The organism is Actinacidiphila yanglinensis (assembly GCF_900107965.1).
Taxonomy (GTDB): Bacteria; Actinomycetota; Actinomycetes; order Streptomycetales; family Streptomycetaceae; genus Actinacidiphila; species Actinacidiphila yanglinensis.
Genome location: NZ_FNVU01000012.1, coordinates 142,589 through 157,726 on the forward strand (window position 1 = coordinate 142,589; position 15,138 = coordinate 157,726).

Consider the following 15,138-nt stretch of genomic DNA (forward strand, 5'->3'; position numbering starts at 1 on the left):
CAGGAACAGGGTGTCCAGGATCGTATTGCGGCGAATGACGTGGACACCCTCGCGACGGCACTCTGTGCGACGACCGACGACATGCCGAAGGAGTACGCGACCCGGCTCCAATGACGCCCGCCAGTCGGCATGACGCCCTTCCTGAGCGACGTCGAACCGGTCACCCTCGCCACGACGCAGGCCGTACTCGGCTGCACACCTCCGAGGCCACATGGCTCCGCCCCCCGCCCTCCCGCCGCCGGGCCACTCCGTCGCCGACCGCGCGGCTCAGTGAGGCGGGTCGGAGGACCTCGCGAGGGCTTCCAGGCCGACCAGGTCGTCCGGTGCCGCGTCCGGCACCTCCTCGTCGAAGCCCGCCAGCCGGCTGCGGAGGGCGACGGCCGCCACCGCCACGATGGCGGCGCCGAGGAGCAGGTAGAGGAAGCCGATGCCGCGGCCCGGGCCGGTGCCGATCAGCCGGCCGACCGTGGGTGCCAGGGCGCCGCCGTGCCGCAGCAGCGGTTCCAGCAGCCGGCCGCCGTACGGCGCGACGAGCCCGAAGCCGATCGGCAGCGTGGACCACGCGACCAGCGTGTTGAGCGCCAGGACCCGGCCATGGAACCGCTGCGGCACCTTGACCTGCACGATGGTGTTGTAGATGCCGTTGAGCAGGGTGAGACACAGCCCCATCCCGAAGACGCCCGCGCCGATCACCGGCAGGCTCGGCCGCACCCCGGTCGCCTCGGCGCACACCGCCAGCGCGAGCGCGCACAGGAGCACCGCCCGCATGCGGCGGCGCCGGGGCCCGCCCCAGGCGACCATTACGGTGGCACCCAGCACCACCCCGAGCCCGCCGACGAACGACATCACGCCCAGGTCGCCGATCGTGCCGAAGGCCAGCACCAGCGGCTGCGTCATCAGGAACAGCGGCGACAGGAACACGTTGAGGCAGGCGAAGAACACCAGCATCCGGCGGAAGCCCGGATGCCGCCAGGAGTACGCGAACCCGGCCCGGATCTCGGTGAGGACCGGCTCTCGGCGCCGCCAGGCCATCGTCCGGGGGAACCGCACCGCCAGCGTCACCAGGACGGCGCACGCGTACGTGGCGACGTCGATCGCGAGGACACCCCGGAGCCCGATCGCCGCCATCAGGCCGGCGGCGGCCAGCGGGCCGGCCAATTGCGCGCTGCCACCGGCGAGTTGGACGATCCCGTTGGCGTGGCCCAGGAAGCGCTTCGGCACGAGTTGCGGCACGGCGGAGGTGTACGCGACCCGCTGGAAGGTGAGCGCGGCGGACAGCAGCGCCAGCGCGGGATAGAGGTGCCAGACCGCCAGGTGGCCGGTCCACAGCAGCACCCCGAGCAGCAACTGCACGCATCCAGCGGCGCCGTCGCCCCACAGCATCACCGCCCGCCGCGACGAGCGGTCCACGACGGCGCCGGCCAGCGGCGCGACGAGCAGGCCCGGCACCAGGCCGACCACCGCGAAGAGGGCGAACTGGGCGAGGGACCCGGTGGTCCGGTAGATCCACAGCGGCAGCGCGAACTGGGTCAGCACCGACCCGGTGAGCGAGACCAACTGCCCCCCGGCGACCGCGAGGAAGCGCCGCATGCTCGGCCGGGGACCTGGGGGCGCGACGGGCGTCGCCGACCGGGAGGTGGCATGCAGCCGCCAGTGCTCGCCGGACGGAGCTGGTCCGTCCGCGGCGGCGGCCGGCCGCGTGCGCGCGAGGACCGCCGGGTGCACGCGGGTGAGGACGGCGGCCAGCTCCTCGGCGCGGTGCCGCGGGAAGAAGTGGCCCGCCTCGTCCAGCACGACGACGCCGGCGCTGTCGGACAGCAGATGCCACTCGCGGAAGCGCTCCTGGTAGTACTCGGTCGCCGGGTCGCGGTCGCCGGCCACCGCGACGACCGGGGCGCGCAACCGCGGGCCGGGATCGTCGAACAGGGCGGTGAAGTACTCCTCGGCCGCCTCGGTGTCCAGCCGCATGGTGCGGACGATCCGCCGGGCCTGCTCGGGCCCGATGTCGTGCAGGTCGACGCCCATCGAGGTCAGCCAGTTGGCGTAGGTGCGGTCGCCGCGCAGCGCGTCCAGCCGCGGCAGGCGGGCGAACCGGCGGCCACCGGGCCGCCCGAAGGGGAAGGCCGCACCGAGGTGGACGGCGTCGACGGTCCTTCCGGCCGCCTCCAGCAGGCGGGCGATCTCCACCGCCAGCGCCGTCCCGATACCGGAGTGGCCGTACAGCACCAGCGGGCCCCGTACCGTCGCCAGGATCTCGGCGGTGCACCGGGCGGCGACCTCCGCGAACGGCTGCCGCTCCTCGGCGAGTCCGGCGTCGTGGCCCGGGATCGCCACCGACCACAGCGCACAGTCCGCGGGCAGGGCGTCCGCCAGCGGCTGGTACACGATGGCGCCGGCGCCGCCGTAGGGCACGCAGACGAAGCTGGTGGCGACCGCGCGCGGCGGGGTGAGGCGGTGCAGCAGCCCGCGCTCGGCGACCGCCGGGCCGGCGGTGAACGCGGCCAGCCAGCGCACCGTCGGGTGCTGGAAGAGGTCCATGACCGCGACCGGCCGGCCCAGCGCCCGGCCGGTACGGGTCGCCGCCCGCACCGCGAGCAGGGAGTGCCCGCCCAGGTCGAAGAAGTCGTCGTCCACGCCCAGCTGTTCGGCGTCGAGCAGCTCGGCCCACACGGCGGCGATGGCCCGTTCGGTGTCGGTGCGCGGCGGCGTGCCGGGCCCGGACCGGACCGGCTGCGGGGCCGGCAGGCGGGAGCGGTCCACCTTGCCGCTGACGGTGAGCGGCAGCTCGGCCAGGTGCACCACTGCGGTGGGGACCAGGTGGGCGGGCAGCAACTCCGCGACGTGAGACCGCAGTTCGGCCGGGCCGGGCGGGTCGCCGGCTGCCACCACGTAGGCGGCGAGGGACTCCCCGTCGGTGGTGACCGTCGCCGCGGTCACGGCCGGGTGGGTGAGCAGCGCCGCCTCGACCTCGCCGGGCTCGACCCGGAACCCGCGCACCTTGAACTGGTCGTCGACCCGGCCGAGGAACTCCAGCCGCCCGTCGGGGCGCCACCGCACCCGGTCGCCCGTGCGGTACAGGCGGGCGCCCGGCGGACCCCACGGGTCCGCGGTGAACCGACCGGCGGTCAGCTCAGGGCGCCCGAGGTAGCCGCGCGCCACTCCCGCGCCGCCGACCGCGAGTTCACCGGGCGCGCCGGGCGGCGCGAGCCCGCCGTCCTCGTCCAGCACCCACGCCGTCGTCGCGGCGATCGGCCGGCCGATGTGCACGTCGTCGTGCAACTCGCCCGCGGTGGCCACGATCGTGGTCTCCGTCGGGCCGTAGGTGTTCAGCAGCCGGACCGCGCCGCCGAAGTGCGCGCGCCAACCGGCCACCGCGGCGGCCCGCACCTGCTCGCCGCCGATCACCACCAGCCGCAGCCCGTCCGGCCACGGCACCTCGTCGGCCATGTCGGCGAGCCGGTGGAAGTACGCCGTCGGCAGGTCGAGGACGGTGATGTCCCGCCGTGCCGCGAGCAGTTCGGGCAGCCGCGTTCCGCCGCCGGGCAGCAGCACCACGGCGGCGCCGGCCGCGAGGGCCGGGTAGATCTCCTCGGCGTGCGTGTCGAAGCTCACCGACGCGAACTGCACCACCCGGTCGGCGCCGGTGAGTTCGTAGGCGTCCCGCATCCACACCACCCGCGCGGCGAGGCTGCCGTGCTCGACCACCACGCCCTTCGGGGTGCCCGTCGAGCCGGAGGTGTAGATGACGTAGGCGGCGTCGCCCGGCGTGACCTCGACCGCCGGAGCGGGGCCGTCGGCCGGCCGGTAGCGCTCGTCCACCACGAGCGCGGCCGCACTGTCCGCGACGAGGTGCGCCCTGCGGGCCGGCGGGAGTTCCGGGTCGAGGGGCAGGTAGGCGGCCCCGGCCCGCCACACCGCGAGCAGCGCCACGACCGCGTCGACGGACCTGGGCAGGCAGACGCCGACGACGCTGCCGCGGCGCACCCCGCCGCGGCGCAGCGCGGCGGCCAACATTCCTGCGCGGCGGTCGAGTTCGGCGTAGCTGATCTCCGTGCCGCCGCAGATCAGCGCGGTCGCGTCCGGGTGGGCGTGCACCGACGCGGCGATCAGGGCGGGGACCGTGGTGGCCGGCGCGGGCCCGCCGGTGCCGGCGAGCGCGGCCAGGTGGGTGTGGTCGCCCGCGGTGAGCACCGGCAGTGCCGCCAGTGCGGCCGAGGGCGTCGCGGCGATCCCGGCCAGCAGCGTCACGAACCGGTCGGCGAGCGCCGCCGCGCTGCGGTCGGAGATCCGGCCGGTGTCGTGGGCGAACGCGAGCAGCAGCCCCTCCGGACGGCGCCAGGCCTCGAGGAGCAGGTCGAACTTCGCCTGCCGGTAGCCGGAGTCGAACGGTTCCAGGCGCAGGTCACCGAAGGTGGCCTGGTCGGTGTCGTCCTGGCTGTGCAGGATGGCCATCGTCCGGAAGAGCGGGGTCCGCCCGACGTCCCGCCGCACGCCCAGCTCCGTCAGCAACTCCTCGAACGGCAACTGCTGATGGGCCATGGCCTCCAGCACGGTGTCGCGGGTGCGGTGCAGGAGATCGGTGAAGGTGTCCCCGGCGCGCAGGGTCGCGCGCAGCACCACGGTGTTGCTGAGGTAGCCGATGACCGGCTCGGCCTCGACCCGGTCGCGGCCCGCCGTCGCCGAGCCGACCAGGAGGTCGCGTTGGCCGGTGTGCCGGGCCAGGAGCAGCTGGTAGGCCGCCAGCAGCGTCATGAACGGGGTGACGCCCGCGTCCCGGGACACCCGGTCGAGCGCGTCGGCGAGGTCGGCGGGGACCTGCCGGGTCTGGAACGCGCCGGGCAGGTCCGGGCCGGAGTTCCCGCCGCGGGGGCCGGAGCCGGATTCCTCGCCGCGGGGGCCCGGGCCGGAGCCCGAGCCCGTGCCGCCGTCGCGGGGCAGGTCGAGCTCGGGCGGGTCGGCGAGCTGCTCCCTCCAGTACGCCAGCGCCGCGCCGTTGTCGCGCTCGCGCTGCCACAGCGCGATGTCGCCGTGCTGCACGGGCAGCGGCGGCAGCAGGTCACCGCGGTAGAGGGCGGACAGCTCGGCCAGCAGGGTGGTCAGCGACCAGCCGTCGGCGACGATGTGGTCGAGCACCACGCACAGCACGTGCTCCTGCGCGCCGGTGCGGATCAGGGTGAACCGCACCGGCGGCGCGCCGGCCAGGTCGAGCGCGGCGTTCACCCGCTCCGCGACCAGTTGCCGCGCCTCTTCCGTACCGGCCGCCACCAGGTGTTCCACCCGCACCGGCGACGGGGGCTCCACGACGGCGACCGGGCGCCCGTCGTCGTCGGGGAAGCGGGTGCGCAGCGCCTCGTGCCGGGACACCAGCCCAGTGCAGGCGTTCGTCAAGGCGGTGGTGTCCAGCGGGCCGAGCAACCGCCGGACCAGGTACATCGTGTACGACGCGTCGTCCGGGTCGAGGCGGTGCAGGAACCACAGCCGCTCCTGGGCGGGGGAGAGCGGCGGCGGACGGTCCCCCCGCGGCCGCGGCCCCCCGGCGTCGTCGGTGTGCCCGCCGAGCGCGGAGGCGAGCGCGGACACCGTCGGATGCGTGAACAGGGTGCGCACCGGGATCGCGCCGAGCCGGGCGGCGACCCGGGTGGCGAGCAGCGAGTGGCCGCCGAGCGCGAAGAAGTCGTCGTCCGCGCCCACCGCCTCCAGGTCCAGGACCTCCGCGAACACCGCCGCGACCCGCCGTTCGGCATCGGTGCGCGGCGGTCCGCCGCGCGAGCGCACCCGCCCGGGGGCCGGCAGGGCCCTGCGGTCCACCTTGCCGTTGGGGGTGAGCGGCAACGCGTCCAGCTCGCGCACGGTGTCCGGCACGAGGTAGCCGGGCAGCACCGTCGACAGGCGGGCGAGCACGCCGTCCGCGGATCCCACGACGTAGGCGACCAGCCGCTCCTCGCGCACCGCCACCACGGCGCGGCGGACGGAGGGCAGCGCCTCCAGCGCGGCCTCGATCTCCCCGGGCTCCACCCGGTGGCCGCGCACCTTGACCTGATCGTCGAGGCGGCCGAGGTACTCCAGCTCGCCGTCGGGACGCCGCCGGACGCGGTCGCCGGTGCGGTACCAGCGGGTGCCGTCGGCGTCGCGGACGAACCGCTCCGCGGTCAGCTCGGGCCGGGCGTGGTAGCCGTTCGCCAGGCCGGCGCCGCCGATCAGCAACTCGCCGTCCACGACGGTCAGCCGCGTGTCGAGCAGCGGCCGGCCGAGGGAGACGTGCACGGGGTCGTGCGGCACCTCCCACGCGGTGGACCAGATCGTGGTCTCCGTCGGCCCGTACACGTTGAGCAGGCGGGCGACCCGGGCGCGCAACTCCGTGGCCAGCGCCAGCGGGAGGGCCTCGCCGCCGGCGAGCGCGGTGAGCGCGGCCGCCTCGACGCCGCCGTCCAGCAGATTGCGCCATCCGGACGGGGTCGCCTGCACGTGGGTGACCCCGCGCGCGGCCACCAGCCGGGCGAGTGCGCCGCCGTCGCGGACGGTCGCGCCGTCGGCCACCACCACCCGGCCGCCGTTGACCAGCGGCAGGAACAGCTCCAGCGCCGAGATGTCGAACGACAGCGACGTCGCGGCGAGCCACACGTCCCGCGGACCGGTGTCCAGCAACCCGCCCAGCGCGGCCAGCAGATGGGACAGCGCGCGGTGCGGGACCACCACCCCCTTGGGCCGGCCGGAGGAGCCGGAGGTGTAGATGAGGTAGGCGGCGTCCCCGGCGTCCCCGGCGTCCCCGGCGTCCGCGGAACCCCGGCTCCCGCCCAGCCGCCGCAGCCAGTCGTCGGTGAGCTCGGCGCGGGCGCCGGAGTCCTCCCGCACGTAGGTGATCCGCGCGTCCGGGTAGTCGGGGTCGATCGGCAGGTACGCCGCGCCGGCCAGCATCACCCCCAGCAGGGCGCCCACCGCCTGCGCGGACCGGCTCAGCCGGACCGCGACCACGTCGCCGGTGCCGACGCCCTCGGCCAGCAGCCCCGCCGCCACCCGCTCGGCGAGCGCGACCAGCCCGGCGTAGCTGATCCGGGTGTCCCCGCACTCCACCGCGATCGCGTCCGGCCGCCGCCGCGCCTGCCGCCGTACGAGGTCGGCGACGGTGGCGTCCGGCACGGTCACCGACGCCGCCCCCGGCTCCGCCGCCACCTCGGGGGTGCTCGCCGGGGACGGCCACAGCGCCGACAGCCGGGCCTGCGGGTCGGCGACCACCGCGGCGAGCAGACGGGTGAACCACCGGGCCAGGTGCTCGGCCGTGCCGGCGTCGAACAGGTCGGTGCGATAGGTCAGTTCGCAGTGGTACCCGTCCGGCTGCGGCCACATCTCCAGCGACAGGTCCACCTTGGCGCGGTGGCATCCGTGCGGGAAGGGCGTCGCCACCGTACCGGCCAGGCCGACGTCGTCGCCGTAGCCGCCCGCGGTGGTGTGCAGCGCGAACACCGCCTGGTAGAGCGGGTTCCGGCTCAGGTCGCGCGGCAGGTCCAGGGCGTCGACGAGGTGTTCCAGCGGCGCCGGGCCGTGGGTGAAGGCGCCCAGCGCCACCTTCCGTACCCGGCGGACCAGTTCGGAGAAGGCGGGGTCCCCGCCCGGCTCCGGCCGCAGCACCAGGATGCCGGCCAGCGGCCCGATCATCGGCTCGAGTTCCACCCGGTCACGGGCGGCGACCGGCGATCCGAGGCAGAAGTCCGGCTGCCCGCCGAGGTGGTTGAGCAGCGTGTGGCACACCGCGAACAGCACCATGAACGGCGTCGCCCGGCACTGCCGCGCCAGCGCCTTGATCCCGGCCGCCGCCTGCTGATCGAGGCGGAAGGCGTGCACGCCGGCCGCGCTGTCCGCCGCGGCCGGGCGGGGCCGGTCGGTGGGCAGGTCCAGCGCGGGCACCCCGTCGAGCTGCTCCGTCCAGTACGCCAGGTGCTCGGTGGCGGCGGTCGCGTGCGCCACCTCGGCGTACTGCAACGGGAGTTCGGGCAGCTCCGGCGGCTCGCCGCGAAGCCGGGCCGCATAGTGTGCGGCGAGTTCACGCCGCCACACGTACAGCGACCAGCCGTCGGCGACCATGTGGTGCAGCACCAGGCACAGGACGTGGTCCTCGTCGCCCAGCCGGATCAGCGCCACCCGCAGCGGCGGCGCGGCGGCCAGGTCGAACGGCGCGTTCGTCCGCACGGCGACCGCCTCGCGGGCGTGTTCCTCGCGGGTTTCGGGCGGCGCACCGGTCAGGTCGACGCGGTCGATCGGCACCGGCGCGGGCGGCAGTACCTCCTGGCACGGCTGCCCGTCGGGCGCGGGGAAGCGGGTGCGCAGGATCTCGTGCCGGGCCACCACCGCGTCGACGGCCGCGCCCAGGGCAGCGGCGTCCAGCGGCCCGCGCAACCGGTCGACCAGGAACATGTGGTAGGCGGGGTCGCCCGGGGTCAGCTGGTCGAGGAACCACATGCGGCGCTGTGCAGGCGAGGCCGCCACGCGCGCGTCGGCGGGGGTCAGCACGCCGCGGACCCGCCCAGCTTCTCCACCACCGCGGCGATCTCGGCGAGGGTCGGCGCGTCGTAGAAGTGGTCCAGCGGCACGTCGACGCCGAGCCGGTCCCGGATGCGGGCGGCGATCTGCGCGATCACCAGGGAGTGGCCGCCGAGGTCGAACAGGTCGTCGTCGGGCCCGACGGCCTCCACCCGCAGGACCTCGCACCAGATGTCGCCGATGCGGGTGAGCGTCGTGCCGGCGCCGTCCTCCGGGTCCCCGGGTGTGTCGGTCGAAGTTCCGGCCGAGGTTCCTGCCGAGGGGGCGGGTGTGTCCGCCGCCGGGTGCAGCGGCGGCGGCTCCGGCAGCGCATCCCGGTCGAGCTTGCCGTTGGGCGTGGTCGGCCATTCCGACACGGCCACGAACCGGGCCGGGAGCATGGGTGCGGGCAGCGTCCGCGCCAACTGCCCGCGCAGGTCGGCGGGGTCAGCCGTGCCCTCGACGTAGCCGACGAGCACGTCGCCGCGCAACACCACCGCGGCGGCCCGCACGTCCGGGAGTTCGGCCAGCCGTGCTTCGACCTCGCCCAGCTCGACGCGGTGCCCGCGCACCTTCACCTGGGTGTCGGTCCGCCCGACGAACTCCAACTCCCCGTCCCGCAGGCGCACCAGGTCACCGGTCCGGTAGCGTCGCCCGCCCTGGCCGGTGGGGAACCGGCGCGCGGTGAGGTCGTCGTCGCCGAGGTAGCCGGTGGCCAGACCGAGGCCGCCGATCCACAACTCGCCGACCACGCCCTCGGGTACGGGCGAGCCGTCCTCGGCGTGCACCGAGACGGTGGTGTTGGCGAGCGGCCGGCCGATGGGGACGGTGAACGGTGCGGTGGCGGCGGGTTCTGCCGCGGACCGTTCTTCCGTGGACGGTTCGGCGGGGGAACCTTCGTCCGTGGACGGTTCATCCGCGGGCGGGCCCGCGGGTACCTCCCAGCAGGTGGACCAGATCGTGGTCTCGGTCGGCCCGTACATGTTGACCAACCGGCCCAGCCGCGGGCGCAGTTCCCGCGCGAGCGCCGGCGTCAGCGTCTCTCCGCCGGTCAGCGCCGTCACCCCCGGCCACCGCACGTCCGCGGCCAGCAGCAGCCGCCACCCGGTGGGGGTCGCCTGCACGTGGGTCACGCCCTCGCGGGCGACCTGAGCGGCCACCGCCGCGCCGTCCCGCCCCGCGCCGTCGCCGGCCAGCACCACCCGGCCCCCGTTCACCAGCGGGAGGAACAGCTCCAGCCCGGCGATGTCGAACGACAGCGGGGTCAGCGCCAGCCAGCGGTCCTCGGCGGACGAGCCGACCACGTCTCCGACGGCGCCCACGACGTTGACGAGCGCGCGGTGGGGCACCGCGACGCCCTTGGGCCGACCGGTGGAGCCGGACGTGTGGATGACGTAGGCGAGCCCGTCGGGGGTGGCACGCGAGGCGGGCTCGGGTGCCTGCGACCACGCGTCCTCGACGTGCCACACCGGCACCCGGTCGCCGGCCCCCGGCCCGTCCCCGTCCTCGCCGCCGTCCTCGCCCTCGGTCACCACGAGCACCGCCCCGCTGTCCCGCACCACGAACGACCGCCGCTCCAGCGGGTGTTCGGGGTCGAGCGGCACGTACGCGGCTCCGGCCCGCCATGCGCCCAGCACCGCGGCCACCAGCGCGGGACCGCGCCGCAGGCTCAGTGCGACCAGGGCGCCCGGGGCCACACCGGCGCCGCGCAGCCCGGCGGCGATCCGCCCGGCCCACGCGTCGAGTTCCGCGTAGCTCAGCCGCGTGCCGTCCGGCCCCACCACCGCGACCGCGTCGGGCGCCTTCGCCGCGCGGGCCGCGACCAGGTCCGGCACGGTGACGTCCGGCACCGGCCGGACCGGCCCCCGGAGCGCCCCGGCGGTGCCGGTCCCGCCCAGCGGCGCGTCGGGGCGGCCGTGGACCTCCGCCAGCAGCGCCGCGAGGTCCGCCGCGATCCGCGTGGCCTCGGCGGCGCCGAACCTCGCGGTCCGGTAGTGGAGTCGGGCGACCGGCCCGCCGGGGCCGTCGACCACCTGGAGGTGCACGAGGGCGCGCACCGCGTGCGGGGGCAGCGCCCAGTCGACGGTCGAGGCCAGCCCGTCGAAGACCGGATCGCCCGCGCGCTTGCGGTAGCTCACCGACGTGGGTGCCACGGACGGCCGCGGCGCGAGTCCCGGCACGGCCCGGCCGAGCGGCACCGCGCGGAACGGGTAGGTCGCCCGGAGCCGGGCCCGCGTCGCCGCGGCGGTCTCCCGGAACGTGGCATGCCGCCCGACACCGACCGGGAGTTCGTTCACGAACGGCCCGACCGCGGACCGGGTCGCGCCGGTGCGCGTGCCGAGGTCGACGCCGACCACCGGCGCGCCGTCGCCGTAGCGGTGCAGCAGCGCGAACCAGCCGGCCAGCAGCAGTTCGAACGTCGTGACGCCGAGGGCCGCCGCGGCGTCCGGGAGCCCGCCGGGGAGGCCGACGGCCACGGTGCCGGCCGCCGGGTCGTCGACGCCGGGGCGCAGACCGGGCAGGACCGGCTCGGTGCGGCCGTGCCGGTGCCCGGCCCAGAACTCCCGTGCCGCGCTCAGCTCCGACGCGGCGCGGTCGTCCGGCCCGGCCGCGAGCGGCAGCGACTCGGTGTCGAGGGCGCCCCGGTACGCGGCGGCCAGGTCGTGCACCAGCACATCCTTCGACGTGCCGTCGAACACGACGTGGTGCGCGACGACGATCAGCGAGACCCCGCCCGGCCGCCGGACGAGCGTGAACCGGGCGAGCGGGCCCGCCGCGAGGTCGAACGGCCGCAGCGACTCCGCGCGCAGGACGTCGTCGGGGTCCCCGTCCGCCTCGGCCAGGGACGGCGGGACCGGGGCGGGGACCAGGTACGGTTCCCCGTCGCGCTCCACCACCGCCCGGCCCAGCACCGGATGCCGGACCAGCACCGCGGCGACGGCGGCGCGCAGCGCCGGGACGTCCACGGCGCCGTCGAGGTGCACCGCCAGCGGCATGTGGTAGGCCGCGCCGAGCCCCCACGTCCGCTGCGCGAACCACATACCCTGCTGTGCCCAAGTCGCCGGTGTCACCTGGCTGATCCCCCGCCGCGTATCTCGTCGAGCCGGGCCGCCTGTCCGGCCAGCTCGGGAACATCGAAGGCGAACGTGGTGGGCACCTCGACGCCGAACTCCTCGGCGACCGCCGCGGCCAGCTGCGCGGCACGGAAGGAGTCGCCGCCGAGCGCGAAGAAGTTCGCGTCCGCCGCTATCTCCCGTACCGCCAGCACCTGTTCCCAGACCGCGGCCAGCGTCCGGGCGTTCGTGACGCGTGGTGCCACGGGCGTGTCGAACAGGCCCACCAGGTCCCGCTTGACGACCTTTCCGCCGTCGTTGCGCGGCAGCGCCTCCACCACCACGACGCGCGCGGGCACCTCGGCCTCGGTCAGCCGGGCCCGGACGAAGGCACGTAGTTCCCCGGTGTCCAGGCGGGCACCGGGGAGCGCCACCACCGCCGCGGCCACCACCGTGCCCAGCACCGGGTCGGGGACGCCCACCACCGCCGCGTCGGTGACGTCCGGGTGGGCGAACAGCGCCGCCTCCACCCCGATCGTGGCCACCTTGAAGCCGCCGACCTGCACCATGTCGGTCTCCCGGTCCAGCAGGTGCAGGTACCCGTCCGCGTCGAGCCGGCCGACGTCGCCCATCCGCGTCCAGCCGTCCCGGAACACGGGCGCGCCCTCACCGGCCGCGCCGAGGTACGTGCGGGTCGCGGTGGGGGACGCGAGCCACACGTCGCCCGCCTCCCCGGGCGGCAGCGCCCGCCCCGCGGCGTCCCGGACCTCGATCCGCCCGGCGCTGGGCCGCCCCACGGAGGAGGGCCGGGCCGGGTCGTAGACCATCGTGGTCTGGGCGGGCGCGGCCTCGGTCGAGGTGTAGTAGTTGACCACCGCGGCGCGGGGGAACAGCGTGGTGAGCGCGTCGGCCACCGGCGGCGGCAGGGCCGCCCCGGTGCAGCCGACCAGCAGCACACCGGGAGCTGCCGGCATGCACGCCTCGGGCGCCTCGGTTGCCCGGGCCGCCAGTGCGGCGGCCATCGCCGGGACGAGGAAGACGGTGCCCGCCGCGTAGCGCGCGACCGCGCCGAGGAACGCGTCGGGCCGGAACCGCGGCACCATCACGGCGGTCGGTGCCGCCCCCAGCGCGTTGAACAGCATCGTCTGCGCGGCGTTGGTGCCGAGCGGGAAGCTGTGCAGGAAGTGCCGGGAATGGGCCAGCGGCCGGTGCCGCGGGCGCGCCGCCCATCCGTGGCCGAGGTTCGCGTGGCAGGCGAGCACCGCCTTGGGCGTGCCGGTGGTGCCCGAGGTGAAGAGGATCTGCGCCGGGTCGCCCGGCGCCACCGGCACCGGATCGGCCACCGGCCCGCCCTCGACCAGGTCGTCCAGTGCCGCGGTCCAGGGGGCCGGCGGCGGCTGGCCGCCGTGCACGGCACCGACCGCCCCGCAATGCTCCAGCGCCCGCGCGGTGGTCCCGGCCGACATCCCGCCGGGCAGCGGCACCGCGACGCCGCCGGCGGCCAGCACCCCGACGTACGCGACGGCGAAGCCGTCCCAGCGGTCCTCGCCGAACGCCAGCGCCACCCGGTCGCCGGGGCGGACCCCGCGGGCCAGGAGCGCCCCGGCCACCCGCCGCGCGCCGTCACGCCACCGGGCGAAGGTCAGCGACCCGCCGCCTTCGACCTCCAGCGCGCACCGGTCCGGCTCGCTCGCGGCGCGGGCGTCCAGCAGGCCGTACGCGGGCGTGAACGCGTCCATCCGCTCCGCGCCTCCTTCGGTCGCTCCGGGGCCCCAATGATCAGATAGGAGGCGCTCAGGAGGCAATGCTTCCGGATACTTTTGCCGTCGCGGCAGCTCAACCGCTGTGTCGGCGCGCGTCGTTGCCGGGGGGCGAGCGCGGCGCAGGCCGCCCGCTCGTGGCGGACGGCCTGCGCCGGTGCGAGGTCCCGGGTGGGGCCCCCGCGCTCAGAATCCGGTGGCTCCCGGGGTCAGTTCCCACCCCCGTGGCCGTGCGTCTGCTTCGGGATGCTCTGGGTGGCACCCGGGCGGGACGGCATGGGCTGCGTCGAGGCCGTGGTCTGCGCGGCGAGGTTGGCCGCGGTGGTGCCGGGCTCGAACTGCGGGTTGCTCGGGGCCGGTTTGCGGTCGTGCAGGCGCAGGGCGCCGGAGAAGTCACCGAACGTCCGGCGCCGCCACTTGCTGATCGGGGAGAAGGTCACCGGCCCGTTGCCGGACAGCCCGCCCGCGGCGGTGACGGTCTCGATGAACTGCAGGCCGGAGGTGTGGTCGGAGACCTCGGAGAACACCCGGCCGCCCACCGTCCACGGGGAGACGATGATGCACGGCACCCGGAAGCCCGCGCCCACCGGCAGCCCGCCGCCGGGGGTGCCCTTCGGCGAGGGCATGTCGACGTACTCCTCGGGGTACTGGCCGCGGTTCGGGATCGGCGGCGGGACGTGGTCGAAGAACCCGTCGTTCTCGTCGTAGTTGAGCACGAACACCGTCGAGTTCCACAGGTCCTCGTTGGCGGCGAGCGCCTCCAGCTTCGACGCGAGGTACTGCGCGCCGGCCGCCGGGAGGTTCGGCGGGTGCTCGTCGGCCTCGCTCGGCATGTACAGCCAGGACACGTCCGCGAGCACCCCGTTGGCGCAGTCCTCCTCGAAGCCGAGCGTCGGGTCCGTCGCCGGGGTGGGGATGGCGGGGTTGCCGGACCGGCCGGGCGTGCCGTCGCCGTACAGCGTGCCGCCGGTCATGACCGAGTTGTAGAGCTCGGGCGGCAGGCTGGTCCGGTTCTGGAAGTTGGCGAACCAGGCGAAGACGTTGAATCCGCTGGTCGCCCCGGAGAAGTACGTCTTGACGCTGTACCCCGCGTCGTACAGGACCTCCGCCGCCGACGGGTAGGTCAGCGGGTTCGGCGTCACGGTCTCCAGCACCGGGCCGCCGTACTTGCCCTGCGGGTCGTTGGTGCCGGACATCCACACCAGCCGGTTCGGGTCCGTCGGGCCCAGGATCGAGCAGTGGTAGTTGTCCAGCAGGGTGAACGACTCGGCCAGCGCCCAGTGGAACGGTATGTCCTCACGGGTGAAGTACCCCATCGTGAAGGAGCCGTTGACATCGCCGTCCGAGGCGAGGTGGGTGGTCATCCAGCCGTCCATCGCGCCCTGGTTCCACGAGGCGTGCTGGTCGCGCCAGTCGTGGGACAGCGACGGGACCGCGGCGGCGCCCGTGCTGAGGGTCGACATGTGGAACGGCTCCAGGTACCCGTCCGGGTTGGCCGGATCGGGCTGCTGGAAGACCGAGTTGCCGTTCGGCAGCCGCATCGCCTTCGGGTCGCTGAACCCGCGGACGCCGGGGAAGGTGCCGAAGTAGTGGTCGAACGACCGGTTCTCCATCATCACGTACACGACGTGCTTGACCTGGGACAGGCTGCCCTTGGCCGGGCTGGCGGCCGCGGCTCTGGCGAGGTTCTCGGGCAGGAAGCCGGCCGCGCCGGCGGCGCCGGCCAGGGTCGCCGCGCTGGTGATGAACCGGCGGCGGGACATCCCCGCACGGGGGGAGGGAGTGCTGCTCATCATCTCTCTTCTTCGTGT

The 15,138-nt window shown here is 75.7% G+C and carries 4 protein-coding genes; all 4 read right to left on the reverse strand.

Annotated features, from left to right (window positions below):
- Positions 1–267: 267 nt before the first annotated feature.
- Entirely contained in the window at positions 268–8,505 is an 8,238-nt protein-coding gene (locus tag C4U44_RS25885; RefSeq protein WP_103888416.1) for a non-ribosomal peptide synthetase/MFS transporter, read from the reverse strand.
- Entirely contained in the window at positions 8,499–11,585 is a 3,087-nt protein-coding gene (locus tag C4U44_RS25890; RefSeq protein ID WP_235032351.1) for a non-ribosomal peptide synthetase, read from the reverse strand. Before C4U44_RS25890 ends, C4U44_RS25885 begins: the two co-directional genes overlap by 7 nt.
- Positions 11,582–13,306, reverse strand: coding sequence for a non-ribosomal peptide synthetase (locus C4U44_RS25895; protein WP_103888418.1), 1,725 nt, complete (start codon positions 13,304–13,306; stop codon positions 11,582–11,584). The genes C4U44_RS25890 and C4U44_RS25895 overlap by 4 nt, the downstream gene beginning before the upstream one ends.
- 230 nt (positions 13,307–13,536) lie before the next feature.
- A complete protein-coding gene (locus tag C4U44_RS25900) occupies positions 13,537–15,120 on the reverse strand; it encodes a phospholipase C (protein ID WP_235032352.1) in 1,584 nt (527 codons plus the stop codon).
- Positions 15,121–15,138 lie beyond the last annotated feature (18 nt).